Raw genomic sequence first — 15,338 nt, 5'->3', positions numbered from 1 at the left:
CGGGCCGTTCGGACTCTCCGATCATGCGGAGTGAACCTCTTCTCCCGAGACACCGTCCTAGAGGGCGCAATGTCGCCGGATGCCCGAAACGGGCCCGGATCCACGGTCTCTCGCAGAACTACGGGTGCGATGTCTGTCAGGCCAGATGAGGAAATGTCGGGTCGGGTTCCGGCGAAACCCAGCAGCGTGCGCCGGGTGCCGCGCGGCCCCCGCCCCGAGAGCGTGCCCCTCCTCGTCGGCCGCGCCTGCGCCCTCGTGGGCCTGCTGGACATCGCCGCCGGCGTCTTCCCGCGCTTCCGGCACAGCCGTGTGCACGCCCTCGCCGAGGTGCTGCCCGGCGCGTTCGGACCGTTCGCCGCGGCCCTCTCCCTCAGCGCGGGCGTCCTGTTGCTGCTGCTCGCCCACGGCCTCAGGCGCCGCAAGCGCCGGGCCTGGCGAGCGGCCGTCGCCCTGCTCCCTCTGGGCGCCGTCGCGCAGTTCACGTACCGGCACTCGCTCCTCGGCACCCTGATCTCGCTGGCCCTGCTCGCCCCGCTGCTGCGCCACCGGGACCAGTTCGCGGCGCTGCCCGACCCGCGCAGCCGCTGGCGGGCGCTGGCCAACTTCGTCCTCATGGGCGCCGGTTCCCTCGCCCTGGGGCTGCTCGTCGTGAGCGCCCACCCGCACCGCATGGTCGGCGACCCGAGCGTGGCCGACCGCCTCACCCACGTCCTCTACGGCCTGTTCGGCGTCGAGGGCCCGGTCGACTACCGGGGCACCACTTCCTGGACGGTGGCCTTCTCGCTCGGCGCCCTCGGCCTGCTCACCGCCCTCACCACGATCTACCTGGCCTTCCGCCCCGAACACCCCGCCGCGCGCCTCACCGAGGACGACGAGGCCCGCCTGCGCGGCCTGCTCGCCCGGCACGGCGACCGGGACTCCCTCGGCCACTTCGCGCTGCGCCGCGACAAGGCCGTCGTCTTCTCCCCCAGCGGCAAGGCCGCCGTCACCTACCGCGTCGTCTCCGGCGTGATGCTCGCCAGCGGGGACCCGATCGGTGACGTCGAGGCCTGGCCGGGCGCGATCGAGCGCTTCATGGACGAGGCCAGAGCCCACTCCTGGACGCCCGCCGTCATGGGCTGCTCGGAGACCGGCGGCGAGGTGTGGACCCGCGAGACCGGGCTCGACGCCCTCGAACTGGGCGACGAGGCGGTGGTGGATGTCGCGGATTTCTCCCTCGCCGGCCGCGCGATGCGCAATGTGCGCCAGATGGTCAAGCGCATCGAGCGCGCCGGTTACGAGACCCGGGTACGACGCGTGGCTGACCTCGGCGAGGCGGAACTGGGCCGTGTCCGCCGCGCCGCCGACGACTGGCGCGGCACGGACACCGAGCGCGGCTTCTCCATGGCCCTGGGCCGCATCGGCGACCCCACCGACGGCGACTGCCTGATCGCCACCGCACACAAACAGGACGCCGAGTACGGCGAGCCCGGCGCGTACGGCGACCTGAAGGCGATCCTGCACTTCGTGCCGTGGGGCGCCGACGGCGTCTCCCTCGACCTGATGCGGCGCGACCGTTCGGCCGACCCCGGCATGAACGAGCTGCTCATCGTCGCCGCCCTCCAGGCCGCGCCCAAGCTGGGCGTCGCGCGGGTCTCGCTGAACTTCGCGATGTTCCGCGCGGCCCTAGCGCGCGGCGAGAAGATCGGCGCGGGGCCGGTGCTGCGGGCCTGGCGGGGAGTGCTGGTGTTCCTCTCCCGCTGGTTCCAGATCGAATCCCTGTACCGGTTCAACGCGAAGTTCCGTCCCCGCTGGGAGCCGCGCTTCGTCGTCTACCGCGCCTCCGCCGACCTGCCCCGCATCGGCTTCGCCGCGATGCAGGCCGAGGGCTTCCTCACCCTCACCCCGCCCTTCCCCCGCTTCCTGCGCCGCCGCACGCCCGCCCGCCGCCCCTGCGCCCACGGGGTGCCCGAGCACGAGGCCCGTCCGGCGTGACCGGCAGGTCGCCGCGCGCCCGGGCACGCGGGCGCCCCGACCCGGCCACCGCCGCCGGAACCCTCCACCCACTGGGCCTACGCTGAACACATGAGCAAGCAGACCGGCCGACGCCACCACCTGGCGGGACTGATCGCATGGGACCGCTGCGCGGTCATGGGGGTCGTCAACGTGACGCCCGACTCGTTCTCCGACGGCGGTCGCTTCTTCGACACCACGGCCGCCGTCAAGCACGGCCTCGACCTCGTCTCCGAGGGCGCCGACCTGGTGGACGTGGGCGGCGAGTCCACCCGCCCCGGCGCGACCCGCGTCGACGAGGACGAGGAACTCAGGCGCGTCGTCCCCGTCGTGCGCGGCCTGGCCTCCGAGGGCGTCACGGTCTCCGTCGACACCATGCGCGCCTCGGTGGCGGAGCGGGCGATCGCGGCCGGCGCCGCCCTCGTCAACGACGTCAGCGGCGGACTCGCCGACCCCCGGATGATCCCGGTCGTCGCCGACGCGGGCGCCCCTTTCGTGGTCATGCACTGGCGCGGTCTCCTGGAGGGCGGCAACGTCCGCGGCACCTATGCCGACGTGGTCACCGAGGTCGTGGACGAACTCCGCGCGCGCGTGGAGGCCGTTCTGGACGGTGGCGTCGCCCCCGACCGGGTGGTCGTCGACCCCGGCCTCGGCTTCTCCAAGGACGCCGAACACGACCTCGTGCTCCTCGCCCACCTCGACCGTCTCCTCGGCCTCGGCCACCCCCTGCTGGTCGCCGCCTCCCGCAAGCGGTTCCTCGGCCGGGTGCTCGCCGGCCCGGGGGCCGCCCCGCCGCCCGCGCGGGAGCGCGACGCGGCCACCGCCGCCGTCTCCGCCCTCGCCGCGCACGCCGGCGCCTGGGCCGTACGGGTGCACGAGGTACGCGCCACGGCCGACGCCGTACGCGTCGCGCGTGCCGTCGAAGGGGCGCGCGGAGCGGACCAGCGCCCGGAAGGAACCCGGTGAACGCGCCGCACATCGACGTCGAGCAGGTGGAGGCCGCCAACACCGCCTTCTACGAAGCGCTGGAACAGGGCGATTTCGAGGCGGTGTCCGGGTTCTGGCTCACCCCGTCCGACCTGGGCATCGACGAGTCGTACCACGACCCCGCCGACGCCGGCGTGGTCTCCTGCGTGCACCCCGGCTGGCCGGTGCTCACCGGCCGCGGCGAGGTGCTGCGCTCCTACGCGCTGATCATGGCGAACACCGACTACATCCAGTTCTTCCTCACCGACGTGCACGTCTCCGTGACCGGTGACACCGCCATGGTGACCTGCACCGAGAACATCCTCAGCGGTGGGCCCGCCCCCGACGGCGGCGACGAGCTCGGGCCGCTCGTGGGCCAGCTCGTGGTCGCCACCAACGCGTTCCGGCGTACGCCCGCCGGCTGGAAACTCTGGTCCCACCACGCCTCCCCCGTACTGGCCGAGACCGAGGACGAGGAGGGCGAGGACACCCCTCCGTGATCCGGGGGGATGAAGAAGTGGTTGGAATCACGGACCGCCGGGTATGGGCGGCTACCAACCCGTGATCCACCGGGGCCGCCAGGGAAAACGCACGGTGAAACCTCCTGGCTCCCGGCCGGCCCCCGACACCCCGTGGCCCGGCGCTGTCGGTGCTCGCGGGTAGATTCGACTGTGGCCGGCGCACCGCCCGCACGTGGTGCGCACCGGCCGAGACCGACGACTGCAGGAGTGATTCGCGTGGATCGTGTCGCGCTGCGCGGCCTCAAGGCCCGCGGGCACCACGGAGTGTTCCCCAAGGAACGCGAGGACGGCCAGACCTTCCTCGTGGACATCGTCCTGGGCCTGGACACCCGACCGGCCGCGGCCGACGACGACCTGGCGAAGACCGTGCACTACGGCATCGTGGCCGAGGAGGTCGTGGCCGTCGTCGAGGGCGAGCCCGTCAACCTCGTCGAGACGCTCGCCGAGCGCATCGCCCAGGTCTGTCTGAAGCACGAAGGGGTCGAGGAGGTCGAGGTCTGCGTCCACAAGCCGGACGCACCGATCACCGTGCCCTTCGACGACGTGACCGTCACCATCATCCGGAGCCGTGTATGAGCGCCTCGTTCACCAAGGGTCCCAGCGACCCGACCGTACAGCCGGTGCCCTCCTCCGTCATCGAACAGGTCGACGCCGCCGACACCACGCTGTCCAACCCCAAGCGGGCCGTGATCGCCCTCGGCGCCAACCTCGGCAACCGCCTGGAGACCCTCCAGGGCGCCATCGACGCCCTGGAGGACACCCCGGGTGTGCGCGTCAAGGGCGTCTCGCCGGTGTACGAGACGGAGCCGTGGGGCGTCGACCCCGAGAGCCAGCCCGCGTACTTCAACGCGGTCGTGGTGGTGAAGACCACCCTGCCCCCGTCCTCCCTGCTGGAGCGGGCGCACGCGGTCGAGGAGGCCTTCCACCGGGTCCGCGACGAGCACTGGGGCCCGCGCACCCTCGACGTCGACATCGTTGCCTACGCCGACGTGGTCTCCGACGACCCGCAGCTCACCCTGCCCCACCCGCGCGCCCACGAACGCGCCTTCGTCCTCGCCCCTTGGCACGACGTGGACCCCCACGCCGACCTGCCGGGACACGGCCCGGTCGCCGACCTGCTGGACGCCGTCACCCGGGAGGGCGTCGCGCCCCGCGCCGACCTGGAACTCCGGCTGCCCGAGTAGTCGTTAAGGTCGACGGGGTCGGCACGGCCGCGAGGCCGGCACGGCGAGGACGAGCACGCAGGGCACCGAAGGGACACCGGGACACCGTGAAAGAGCTGCGCATCAGGGTGCTGGCCGGCGTGTTCGTCGCCGCCGCGGTCCTGTCCTGGGCGGGCGCCCGCCTGTGGGACTCCTTCGGGAGCCTGCCGAGCGTCCCCCTGGCCGCCCCGGTCGTCCTCGCCCTGATCGCCGTGATCCTGCTGGCCACGGCGCTCTCCCTGCGGGCCCGTCTGAAGGCCCAGCGGGAGCGGGTCCCGGACGCCAAGGGCGTCGACCCGATGATGGCGGCGCGCTCGGTCGTCTTCGGCCAGGCCAGCGCCCTGGTGGCCGCCCTCGTCTCCGGCATGTACTGCGGCACGGGCGTCTTCCTGCTGGAGTACCTCGACGTCCCGGCCCGCCGCGACCAGGCCTTCTACGCCGGCTTCTCGGTCCTGGCGGGGATCGCCGTGATAGCGGCCGCGCTCTTCCTGGAGCGGGTCTGCAAGCTCCCGGAGGACGACGACGAGGACCACCCGGGCGCGGCTCCGGCGGCCTGACCGCCCGGGGCGCCGTCAGCGCGCCATGATCAGGCTCATCGCCTCGTTGCGGGTGGCGACGTCCCGCAGCTGACCGCGCACCGCCGACGTGAGGGTCTTCGCGCCGGGCTTGCGGATCCCCCGCATGGACATGCACATGTGCTCGCACTCCACGACGACGATCACGCCACGGGGCTCCAGGATCTCCATGAGGGAGTCCGCGACCTGCGTGGTCAGACGCTCCTGCACCTGCGGGCGGCGCGCGTAGACGTCCACGAGGCGGGCCAGCTTGGACAGGCCCGTGATCTTGCCGCTGGGGGACGGGATGTAGCCGACGTGCGCCACCCCGCGGAACGGGACGAGGTGGTGTTCGCACGTGCTGAACACCTCGATGTCCTTCACCAGCACCATCTCGTCGTGCCCGAGGTCGAACGTCGTCGTCAGCACGTCCTCGGGCTCCTGCCACAGCCCGGCGAATATCTCCCTGTAGGCCCGGGCCACGCGCGCGGGCGTCTCCCGCAGGCCCTCGCGGTCCGGGTCCTCGCCGACCGCGATGAGCAGTTCGCGTACGGCGTTCTCGGCCCGCTTCTCGTCGAACTCGCCGATCTGGCCCTCGCCGTCCAGCGTCACGGGGTCGGTCATCTGGTGCCTCGTTCCTGTCCTGATACTGCTGTCGGCATACGGAAACGCCGCGCCCCCCAAGGCTAGAACCTGGGGGGCGCGGCATACATTCCGGGCCTGGTGGGGCCACCGGGAGTGGCTGGATCAGCTCTCCGGGCGGTCCTCCGGGGCTCGCTCCGGTGCCGGGGCCGGCTCCGCCGTGGTGCTCTTGGCGGTGGTGATGGCCGGCGTGGCGCCGTTCGCTCCGTTCGTCAGGGCGAGCTCCTTGGGGGAGAGCACCGGCGGACGGGTCGAGGGCGTACGGCGGGACGATCCGGTCCAGGCGGGCCGGGCCGGGCGCTTGACGATCTGGGCGAAGACCTCGGCGATCTCCTCCTTGCCCAGCGTCTCCTTCTCCAGCAGGGCGAGGACGAGGTTGTCGAGGACGTCGCGGTTCTCGACCAGGATCTCCCAGGCCTCGTTGTGCGCCGTCTCGATCAGCTTCTTGACCTCTTCGTCCACCAGCGCGGCGACCTCTTCCGAGTAGTCGCGCTGGTGAGCCATCTCGCGTCCGAGGAACGGCTCGGTGTTGTCGCCACCGAACTTGATCGCACCGAGGCGCTCGGTCATGCCGTACTGCGTCACCATCGCCCGAGCCAGGCCGGTGGCCTTCTCGATGTCGTTGGCGGCACCCGTCGTCGGGTCGTGGAAGACCAGTTCCTCGGCCGCGCGGCCACCCAGCATGTAGGCGAGCTGGTCGAGCATCTCGTTGCGCGTGGTCGAGTACTTGTCCTCGTCCGGGAGCACCATCGTGTAACCGAGGGCCCGGCCTCTCGACAGGATCGTGATCTTGTGGACCGGGTCGGAGTTGGGTGAGGCCGCCGCGACCAGGGCGTGACCGCCCTCGTGGTACGCGGTGATCTTCTTCTCCTTGTCCGACATGATCCGGGTCCGCTTCTGCGGGCCCGCGACCACACGGTCGATCGCCTCGTCCAGCATGTGGTTGTCGATCAGCTTCTGGTCGCTGCGGGCCGTCAGCAGGGCGGCCTCGTTCAGCACGTTGGCCAGATCGGCACCGGTCATGCCGGGCGTACGGCGGGCGACGGCCGACAGGTCGACGTCCTGCGCGACCGGCTTGCCCTTCTGGTGGACCTTGAGGATCTCCAGACGGCCCTGCATGTCGGGGCGGTCGACCGCGATCTGCCGGTCGAAGCGGCCCGGGCGCAGCAGCGCCGGGTCGAGGATGTCCGGCCGGTTCGTCGCGGCGATGAGGATCACGCCGCCCTTGACGTCGAAGCCGTCCATCTCGACGAGCAGCTGGTTCAGGGTCTGCTCGCGCTCGTCGTGACCGCCGCCGAGGCCGGCGCCGCGATGGCGGCCGACCGCGTCGATCTCGTCGACGAAGACGATCGCCGGGGCGTTCGCCTTGGCCTGCTCGAACAGGTCGCGCACTCGGGAGGCACCGACACCGACGAACATCTCGACGAAGTCGGAACCGGAGATCGAGTAGAACGGCACGCCCGCCTCGCCGGCGACGGCGCGCGCGAGCAGCGTCTTGCCGGTGCCGGGCGGGCCGTACAGCAGCACGCCCTTGGGAATCTTGGCGCCGACGGCCTGGAACTTGGCCGGCTCCTGCAGGAACTCCTTGATCTCGTGGAGTTCCTCGACGGCCTCGTCCGAACCGGCGACGTCGGAGAACGTCGTCTTGGGGGTGTCCTTGGTGATGAGCTTCGCCTTGGACTTGCCGAAGTTCATGACACGGCTGCCGCCGCCCTGCATCTGGTTCATCAGGAACAGGAAGATGACCACGATGAGGACGAAGGGAAGCAGAGTGATCAGGAGCCCGACGAACGGGTTCTGCTTCGACGGCGACACGGTGTAGCCGTCGGGGATCTGCTTGTCCTGGTACTTGTTCTGCAGCGTGCTGGCGAGGGTCACGCCCTGGTCGCCGATGTAGCTCGCCTTGATCTTCGAGCTGCCCTCGACCTTCTCGCCGTCCTTGAGGTGGACCTCGATGGTCTGCTCGTCACCGGTGGTGAGCTTGGCCGACTCGACCCTGTTGTCGTTGATCGCCTGGACGACCTGGCCAGTGTCCACCGTCTTGTAGCCGCCGGACGAGCCGACGACCTGCATCAACACGACCACGGCAAGGACGGCCAGCACGATCCACATGACCGGCCCACGGAAGTATCGCTTCACGTCCATCCACACGGAGCGGTGCCGCCCCGTCCCTCCTGCCATAGTGAGTTTGATAAGACAGTTCTTCTGACGGTACCCCAGCCTGGCGGCCCTCAGCCGCACGGACGGCCGACGCCCCGTCTGCATGCTCCAACGGCGCGGAGGCCTCCGGGGTTCCCGGTCGGCCCCCCGGAACGCCGTGGAGCCCGCTACGGGGCCGTGTCAGCCGCCGTAGACGTGGGGCGCGAGCGTACCGACGAACGGGAGGTTGCGGTACTTCTCGGCGTAGTCCAGGCCGTAGCCGACGACGAACTCGTTGGGAATGTCGAAACCGACCCACTCCACGTCGATGGCGACCTTCGCGGCGTCGGGCTTGCGCAGCAGTGTGCACACCTTGAGGGAGGCGGGCTCGCGCGAGCCGAGGTTGGAGATCAGCCAGGACAGGGTCAGGCCGGAGTCGATGATGTCCTCGACGATCAGGACGTGCTTGCCCTTGATGTCGGTGTCGAGGTCCTTGAGGATCCGCACCACGCCGGAGGACTGGGTGCCCGCGCCGTACGAGGACACCGCCATCCAGTCCATGGTGACGGGGGTGGACAGCGTGCGCGCCAGGTCGGCCATGACCATCACGGCGCCCTTGAGGACACCGACGATGAGCAGGTCCTTGCCCGCGTACTCCGCGTCGATCTTCGCGGCCAGCTCGGCCAGCTTCGCGTCGATCTCTTCCTTGGTGATGAGTACCTTCTCGAGGTCGGCACCCATGTCGTTCGCGTCCACCCGCATCACTTTCGGTCGTCCCACCGGCCACTCCGGAGCGCCCCGGCGATCCGTGCGCGGATCGGTGGGAGGGCCCGGATTCAGCCTTGCCGAATCACCAGTCTGCCACCCTGCCGCCGGGCGACGACTTTGCCGGGGAGGTTGATGGCCCCCTGACCGCGCCAGCCGGTGATCAGCCGGTCCACCTCCTCGACGTGCCGGGCGAACAGCGCACCGGCCGGGGCACCGGCCTCGATGGCGGCGCGGCGCAGGATGCGGCGGCGTACGGCGGGCGGGAGGGCGTAGAGCTTGGCGCACTCCAGCACGCCGGTGGCGTCGCGGACGCCGGCCTCGGCCTGGCGGGCCCAGGTGTCGAGGGCGTCGGCGTCGTCCCGGGAGAGTTGGGCCGTACGGGCGAGGGCCTCCACGACGCCCTTGCCGAGGGCCTTCTCCAGGGCGGGCAGGCCCTCGTGGCGCAGCCGGGAGCGGGTGTAGGCCGGGTCGGCGTTGTGCGGGTCGTCCCAGACGGGCAGGGACTGGACCATGCACGCCTTGCGGGCGGTCTGCCGGTCGACCTGGAGGAAGGGGCGGCGGTAACGGCCGCCGGCCCCCGAGACCGCGGCCATGCCCGACAGGGAGCGGATGCCGGAGCCGCGGGCGAGGCCCAGCAGCACGGTCTCGGCCTGGTCGTCGCGGGTGTGGCCGAGCAGGACGGCGGCGGCGCCGTGCCGGGCGGCGGCGTCGTCCAGGGCGGCGTAGCGTGCGTCGCGGGCGGCGGCCTCGGGGCCTCCGGCACGGCCCACGGTCACGCTGGCGGCCTCGACCGGGTCCAGGCCCAGCTCGCGCAGGCGCAGGACGACCTCTTCGGCGCGCAGGTCGGAGCCGTTCTGCAGGCCGTGGTCGACGGTGATGCCGCCGGCGCGGACCCCGAGCCGGGGGGCCTCGAAGGCGAGGGCGGAGGCGAGTGCCATGGAGTCGGCGCCGCCGGAGCACGCCACGAGCACGAGCGGCGCGGGCGGGCGCTCCGGCACGCGGTCGGCGGCCGTCGCGGCGGGTACGCCGGCCGTGGTGTTCAGTTCGGTGAGGATGTCGTGGAGGACGCGGCGGACCGCCAGGCGTATCGCCGCGACCGCAGGATGGGGACCCATGTCCGGTGCCCTTCATGAAGTTGTCGGGGGTGAGCCCGAGGTTCGGTCACGCAGAGTGTGTAGATGGTGACAGAAACGGGCCGTTCCCTGAGCATCGCACGCCTGCCGAGGGCCCACGGTCCCTCGGACGGGTGATTGGAGGGGCGTTTACCTGCCGTCGGCCGGTTTCGTTCCGCGCCCGCCCGCGGGGCTCACGACTCCGACGAGCGGTGCACCCGCGCGATCCAATCCGCCGGTTTGGCGATCTCCGACTTGGTGGGGAGGGTGTTGGGCGAGGTCCAGACGCGGTTGAACCCGTCCATGCCGCACTCGTCGACGACGGCCCGGACGAAGCGCTCGCCGTCCCGGTACTGGCGGAGCTTGGCGTCCAGGCCGAGCAGCTTGCGCAGGGCCAGGTCGAGGCGGGAGGCGCCCTTGGCGCGCCGCTGCTGGAACTTCTCGCGGATCTCGCCGACGCTCGGCACGACCGACGGGCCGACCCCGTCCATCACGAAGTCGGCATGCCCCTCCAGGAGGGACATCACGGCGGTGAGCCGGCCGAGCACCTCGCGCTGGGCGGGGGTCTGCACCAGCTCGACCAGGGAGCGGCCGCCGTCGTCCTCCTCGCCCTCCGGGCGGCCCCCCGCGAGCGTCTGGGCGGCCTCGCGGACCCGCTCCAGCACCGTCATGGGGTCGACGTCGGTCTCCGCGAGGAACGACTGGATCTCGCCCTCCAGGTGGTCGCGCAGCCAGGGCACCGCGGTGAACTGGGTGCGGTGCGTCTCCTCGTGCAGGCACACCCACAGGCGGAAGTCGTGCGGGTCCACGTCGAGTTCGCGCTCCACGTGCACGATGTTCGGCGCGACCAGCAGCAACCGGCCGCCGCCGTTCGCACCGGCGGGCAGCTCGCGGGTGGCCGGGGCGAAGGTCTCGTACTGGCCGAGGACGCGGGAGGACAGGAAGGACAGCAGCATGCCCAGCTCCACGCCGGTGACCTTGCCGCCGACGGCGCCGAGAACCGCGTTGCCGGCGCCGTCGCCGCGCCGCTCCTGCATCTTCTCCAGCAGGGGCTTGAGGATCTCCCGGAACCCGGCGACGTTGGCCCGGACCCAGCCGGGCCGGTCGACGACGAGGACGGGGGTGTCGTGGATCTCCTCGGTGGCCATCCGGGTGAAGCCCCGGACGTGCTCCTCCGAGACCTTGGCATGGCGGCGGAGTTCCGCGACGACGGCCCGGGCCTCGTCGCGGCTCACCTCGGGGCCCGGTCGTACGAGCCGGGTCGCGGTCGCCACCGCGAGATTCCAGTCGACCATGCCGGAAGATGCGCCGAAGCTCGTCATGCGTCAACCGTACGTGAGCACCGCCGCCAGGGGCAGGCCGTGGCGAGCGGTGGGGTGGGGGCACCCGCGGGGCGCGGGGGCGTCGGGGGGTCAGGCGCAGCCGCAGGAGGCCAGGGTCGTCGCCGCCCTGTCCAGAGCCGCCTGGGCCGCCCAGGCGTCCGTCGTGCCGGAGCCGAGGAAGGCGAAGGCCAGCACGCGCCCCTGGTCGGTGACCACGGTGCCCGCGAGGGTGTTGACCCCCGTCAGGGTGCCGGTCTTCGCACGGACGAGGCCGGCCGCGCCGTCCGTGTAGCGGCTGGTCAGCGTGCCGGTGAAGCCGGCGACGGGCAGGCCGGTGAGGACCGGGCGCAGCTCGGGGCGGTCCGGGTCGGCGGCTTCGGCCAACAGGGCGGCGAGCAGCTCGGCAGTGATCCGGTCGGCGCGGTCCAGGCCGCTGCCGTCGTGGAACTCGGCGCCGCGCACGGGCAGCCCCAGCTGCTTCAGGCGGGCGGTGACGGCCGCGGAGACGCCCTTGAAGTCGGCGCGCTTACCGGTCGCCACGGCGGTGTGCCGGGCCAGGGCCTCGGCGAGGTCGTTGTCGCTGTCGGTCAGCATCCGCTCGACCAGGGCCGACAGCGGGGGCGAGGAGACGGTGGCGAGGGTGTCGGCGCGGTTGGTGGCCTTGGAGGGACCGGGGGCCGACGCGGTGACGCCGTGCTTCTCCAGCAGACCGGCGAAGGTGCGCGCGGCGTCGGCGGCCGGGTCGGGCACGCGGGGGGCGGGGCCGCTGGTGGAGTCGTCGGTGCGGGCCTCGTCGGCCATCAGCGCGGTGACGCGGGCGAGGTTCTCGTTGACCCCGATCGGGTGCATTTCCGCTCCCGCGTAGAGCGTCGTGTCGTACGACAGCGTCACCTTGCGCACGTCCCGCTTCTTCAGTGCCGCCGCCGTCTGCCCGGCGAGGGTGCGCAGGCTCGCGAGGCCCCGGGCGTCCGCGCGCGCGGTGAGGGTCGGGTCGCCGCCGCCGACCAGGACGAGTTCGCCGGTGTCGGGCTCCAGGGCGGTGCGGGTGGTGAGCCGGTGGTCGGGGCCGAGGGCGGTGAGGGCGGCGACGCCGGTGGCGATCTTGGTGGTGGAGGCGGGGGTGAGGGGCGTGCCGGCGCCGGTGCCGTAGAGGCGCTTGCCGGTGGTGAGGTCGACGACGGTCGCGCCGGGGCGGGTGCCGAGCGCCGGGTCCGCCAGCAGGGGGTCGAGGGCGTCGGCGAGGGCGGTCCCGCCCGGCGCCGCCTTGGCCCCGTCCGGCCGCGAGCCCTCGCCGCCGCCCAGGGAGGCCAGGACGGAGCCGGCGCTGGGCGCGGGGCGGGGCGGGCCGGCCGCCGTGCCGGCGCCCCGTGATCCGCGACCGTGATCTGCGCCACCCGTGTGCTCCAGGGCGACGGCCCGGTCCTGCTCGGCCGTACGCTGACCCGTGGAGTCCCAGGGGCCGGCGGCGGTCACCACACCGGCGGCCAGTGCCAGCCCGGCGGTGGCGGCGCCGGCGGTGTACTGCCAGGTCTTCGGCCTGGTGATCCGGGTGAGCTGCGGTGCCGTGGCCCGTGCGAGCCGCGCGACCCGCGGTCCGGCGGACCGTGCGGCGCGTGCGAGACGCGGTCGGACGGCGCCCGCGGCCCGCGCCACGTGCGGCCTCGCGGCCCGCCAAGGCCTCAGCTCCGGCACTACCACCAGCCCCTTTCGCGATCACGCACCTGCGTGAGGGACACTTAACCACCAGAACTATGTGCTGATCATGGAGGAGCGTCCGGTGGAGTTCGACGTCACGATCGAGATCCCGAAGGGTTCGCGGAACAAGTACGAGGTGGACCACGAGACCGGTCGTATCCGCCTGGACCGCCGCCTGTTCACCTCGACCGCCTACCCGACCGACTACGGCTTCGTCGAGAACACCCTCGGCGAGGACGGCGACCCGCTGGACGCCCTGGTCATCCTGGACGAGCCGACCTTCCCCGGCTGCCTGATCCGCTGCCGCGCGATCGGCATGTTCCGGATGACGGACGAGGCCGGCGGGGACGACAAGCTGCTGTGCGTGCCGTCGACCGACCCGCGTGTGGAGCACCTGCGTGACATCCACCACGTGTCGGAGTTCGACCGCCTGGAGATCCAGCACTTCTTCGAGGTCTACAAGGACCTGGAGCCCGGCAAGTCCGTCGAGGGCGCCGACTGGGTCGGCCGCACCGACGCCGAGGCCGAGATCGAGCGTTCGTACAAGCGTTTCAAGGACCAGGGCGGCCACTGAGCAGCAGCCCCTCCCGTAACGGGCCGCACGCGTGAGGCGTGCGGCCCGTTCACGTTTGGCTGCGCATACTGAGGGTTACGAGAGGGAGTGTTCGTACCAGGGAGCGTTGCGCACGTGACGGAGGCGGAGGACCGCAAGCCGCAGTCGGACGAGGCCCACAGTGCCTTCCGGCCGCCGGGCGGGGTGGTGGCGTCGATCGACGGCGAGTCGTCGACGACGTCCGAGTTCGAGATCCCCGAGGGGCTGGCCGTCGCGCGGCACGTCGGCTCGGAGTCCGAGACCACGTCGGAGTTCGCGCTGCCGGACGGGGTGGACGCGCCGCCGGCCGTGCCCGCGGAGGAGACCGAGGGCTCGGCGTTCACCACCCCGAGCACGTACAGCGCGTGGTCGGCGCCGAACGCGTTCACGCCCGCGAGCGGCTTCCCGGCGGTCAGTCTGACGGACGTGCCCTGGCAGGACCGGATGCGCGCGATGCTGCGCATGCCGGTGGCCGAGCGGCCCGCGCCCGAGTCCCCCCAGCGGCACGACGACGAGACCGGTCCGGCCGTGCCCCGCGTGCTCGACCTGACGCTGCGTATCGGGGAGCTGCTGCTCGCCGGGGGTGAGGGCGCCGAGGACGTGGAGGCGGCGATGTTCGCCGTCTGCCGCTCCTACGGGCTGGACCGCTGCGAGCCGAACGTCACCTTCACCCTGCTGTCCATCTCCCACCAGCCGTCGCTGGTCGAGGACCCGGTGACGGCGTCGCGCACGGTGCGCCGCCGCGGCACCGACTACACCCGGCTCGCGGCCGTCTTCCAGCTGGTGGACGACCTCAGCGACCCGGAGACGCAGATCTCCCTGGAGGAGGCCTACCGGCGCCTCGCGGAGATCCGCCGCAACCGGCACCCGTACCCCACCTGGGTGCTGACCACGGCGAGCGGTCTGCTCGCGGGCGCGGCCTCACTGCTGGTCGGCGGTGACGTGATCGTGTTCTTCGCGGCACTGTTCGGCGCGATGCTCGGCGACCGGCTGGCGTGGCTGTGCGCCGGCCGCGGGCTGCCGGAGTTCTACCAGTTCGCGGTGGCCGCGATGCCGCCGGCGGCGATCGGCATCGCGCTGACGCTGACGCACGTCGACGTGAAGGCGTCCGCGGTGATCACCGGTGGGCTGTTCGCGCTGCTGCCGGGGCGGGCGCTGGTGGCGGGGGTGCAGGACGGCCTGACCGGCTTCTACATCACCGCCGCCGCGCGGCTGCTGGAGGTCATGTACTTCTTCGTCAGCATCGTCGCCGGGGTGCTGGTGGTGCTGTACTTCGGTGTCCAGCTGGGCGCCAAGCTCAATCCGGACGCGCAGCTGGGCACGGGGGACGATCCGATCGTGCAGATCGTCGCGTCGATGCTGCTGTCGCTGGCCTTCGCGGTCCTGCTCCAGCAGGAACGATCCACTGTGCTGGCGGTGACCCTGAACGGTGGCGTCGCCTGGTGCGTGTACGGCGCCATGCACTACGCGGGCGACATCTCGCCGGTGGCCTCCACGGCGGCCGCGGCGGGGCTGGTGGGTCTGTTCGGGCAGCTGATGTCCCGGTACCGGTTCGCGTCGGCGCTGCCGTACACGACCGCGGCGATCGGGCCGCTGCTGCCCGGTTCGGCGACGTACTTCGGACTGCTGGCGATCGCGCAGAGCGAGGTGGACTCGGGGCTGCTGTCGCTGTCCAAGGCGGTGGCGCTCGCGATGGCCATCGCCATCGGGGTGAACCTCGGTGGGGAGATCTCGCGGCTGTTCCTGAGGGTGCCGGGCGCCGCGAGCGCCGCCGGCCGCCGGGCGGCGAAGCGGACGCGGGGGTTCTAGGCCGCCCCCGCGCCCTCGGGCGGG

At 72.3% G+C, this 15,338-nt stretch carries 14 protein-coding genes; 8 read left to right on the top strand and 6 right to left on the bottom strand.

Annotated elements, in window-relative coordinates:
• Positions 1 to 153: 153 nt before the first annotated feature.
• From ACZ6EG_RS10790 to ACZ6EG_RS10765, 6 genes are all read left to right on the top strand, one after another.
• Entirely contained in the window at positions 154 to 1,974 is a 1,821-nt protein-coding gene (locus ACZ6EG_RS10790; protein WP_391972716.1) for a phosphatidylglycerol lysyltransferase domain-containing protein, read from the top strand.
• 90 nt (positions 1,975 to 2,064) lie between these two features.
• Entirely contained in the window at positions 2,065 to 2,958 is an 894-nt protein-coding gene (folP, locus tag ACZ6EG_RS10785) for a dihydropteroate synthase (protein ID WP_469603435.1), read from the top strand.
• Entirely contained in the window at positions 2,955 to 3,458 is a 504-nt protein-coding gene (locus ACZ6EG_RS10780; RefSeq protein ID WP_391972714.1) for a nuclear transport factor 2 family protein, read from the top strand. Before folP ends, ACZ6EG_RS10780 begins: the two co-directional genes overlap by 4 nt.
• Before the next feature lie 237 nt (positions 3,459 to 3,695).
• The gene (gene folB / locus ACZ6EG_RS10775) at positions 3,696 to 4,055 is read left to right on the top strand and encodes a dihydroneopterin aldolase (RefSeq protein ID WP_011028954.1); all 360 of its coding nucleotides are present in this window, start codon (positions 3,696 to 3,698) and stop codon (positions 4,053 to 4,055) included.
• Entirely contained in the window at positions 4,052 to 4,663 is a 612-nt protein-coding gene (gene folK / locus ACZ6EG_RS10770) for a 2-amino-4-hydroxy-6-hydroxymethyldihydropteridine diphosphokinase (RefSeq protein ID WP_391972713.1), read from the top strand. Before folB ends, folK begins: the two co-directional genes overlap by 4 nt.
• A gap of 86 nt (positions 4,664 to 4,749) precedes the next feature.
• The gene (locus ACZ6EG_RS10765; protein WP_391972712.1) at positions 4,750 to 5,238 is read left to right on the top strand and encodes a DUF3180 domain-containing protein; all 489 of its coding nucleotides are present in this window, start codon (positions 4,750 to 4,752) and stop codon (positions 5,236 to 5,238) included.
• A gap of 15 nt (positions 5,239 to 5,253) precedes the next feature.
• Here ACZ6EG_RS10765 and folE read toward each other — a convergent pair whose 3' ends face one another.
• The 6 genes from folE to dacB form a co-directional block, all read right to left on the bottom strand.
• On the bottom strand, positions 5,254 to 5,859 hold the full coding sequence (folE, locus tag ACZ6EG_RS10760; RefSeq protein ID WP_356602125.1) for a GTP cyclohydrolase I FolE: 606 nt from the start codon (positions 5,857 to 5,859) through the stop codon (positions 5,254 to 5,256).
• 123 nt (positions 5,860 to 5,982) lie between these two features.
• Complete coding sequence (gene ftsH / locus ACZ6EG_RS10755; protein ID WP_356602973.1) at positions 5,983 to 8,022, bottom strand: ATP-dependent zinc metalloprotease FtsH; 2,040 nt, start codon at positions 8,020 to 8,022, stop codon at positions 5,983 to 5,985.
• 195 nt (positions 8,023 to 8,217) lie between these two features.
• On the bottom strand, positions 8,218 to 8,778 hold the full coding sequence (hpt, locus tag ACZ6EG_RS10750) for a hypoxanthine phosphoribosyltransferase (protein ID WP_019329873.1): 561 nt from the start codon (positions 8,776 to 8,778) through the stop codon (positions 8,218 to 8,220).
• 74 nt (positions 8,779 to 8,852) lie between these two features.
• Positions 8,853 to 9,899: a tRNA lysidine(34) synthetase TilS gene (gene tilS / locus ACZ6EG_RS10745; protein WP_391972711.1), complete on the bottom strand. Its 1,047-nt coding sequence runs from the start codon at positions 9,897 to 9,899 to the stop codon at positions 8,853 to 8,855.
• Positions 9,900 to 10,090: 191 nt separating this feature from the next.
• On the bottom strand, positions 10,091 to 11,218 hold the full coding sequence (locus ACZ6EG_RS10740) for a zinc-dependent metalloprotease (protein ID WP_356602129.1): 1,128 nt from the start codon (positions 11,216 to 11,218) through the stop codon (positions 10,091 to 10,093).
• A gap of 90 nt (positions 11,219 to 11,308) precedes the next feature.
• A complete protein-coding gene (gene dacB / locus ACZ6EG_RS10735) occupies positions 11,309 to 12,916 on the bottom strand; it encodes a D-alanyl-D-alanine carboxypeptidase/D-alanyl-D-alanine endopeptidase (RefSeq protein WP_391972709.1) in 1,608 nt (535 codons plus the stop codon).
• 79 nt (positions 12,917 to 12,995) lie between these two features.
• Here dacB and ACZ6EG_RS10730 point away from each other — a divergent pair, with 79 nt between their 5' ends.
• Together ACZ6EG_RS10730 and ACZ6EG_RS10725 are read left to right on the top strand one after the other, a co-directional pair.
• Positions 12,996 to 13,487 (top strand): inorganic diphosphatase, encoded by a 492-nt coding sequence (locus tag ACZ6EG_RS10730; RefSeq protein WP_007452023.1) that lies wholly within the window; start codon positions 12,996 to 12,998, stop codon positions 13,485 to 13,487.
• A 114-nt stretch (positions 13,488 to 13,601) separates the two neighbouring features.
• Positions 13,602 to 15,314: a threonine/serine exporter family protein gene (locus ACZ6EG_RS10725; RefSeq protein WP_391972708.1), complete on the top strand. Its 1,713-nt coding sequence runs from the start codon at positions 13,602 to 13,604 to the stop codon at positions 15,312 to 15,314.
• The last annotated feature ends 24 nt before the right edge of the window (positions 15,315 to 15,338 follow it).

Source organism: Streptomyces sp. NPDC041968 (assembly GCF_055589025.1).
This window is presented reverse-complemented; position numbering and strand designations above follow the sequence as displayed.

Excerpts from the sequence above, each read along its gene's own strand:
- hpt (WP_019329873.1), bottom strand. The coding sequence starts at position 8,778 with ATGCGGGTGGACGCGAACGACATGGGTGCCGACCTCGAGAAGGTACTC.
- folK (WP_391972713.1), top strand. The coding sequence starts at position 4,052 with ATGAGCGCCTCGTTCACCAAGGGTCCCAGCGACCCGACCGTACAGCCG.
- ACZ6EG_RS10740 (WP_356602129.1), bottom strand. The coding sequence starts at position 11,218 with ATGACGAGCTTCGGCGCATCTTCCGGCATGGTCGACTGGAATCTCGCG.
- folP (WP_469603435.1), top strand. The coding sequence starts at position 2,065 with ATGAGCAAGCAGACCGGCCGACGCCACCACCTGGCGGGACTGATCGCA.
- ACZ6EG_RS10790 (WP_391972716.1), top strand. The coding sequence starts at position 154 with ATGTCGGGTCGGGTTCCGGCGAAACCCAGCAGCGTGCGCCGGGTGCCG.
- ftsH (WP_356602973.1), bottom strand. The coding sequence starts at position 8,022 with ATGGACGTGAAGCGATACTTCCGTGGGCCGGTCATGTGGATCGTGCTG.
- tilS (WP_391972711.1), bottom strand. The coding sequence starts at position 9,899 with ATGGGTCCCCATCCTGCGGTCGCGGCGATACGCCTGGCGGTCCGCCGC.
- folE (WP_356602125.1), bottom strand. The coding sequence starts at position 5,859 with ATGACCGACCCCGTGACGCTGGACGGCGAGGGCCAGATCGGCGAGTTC.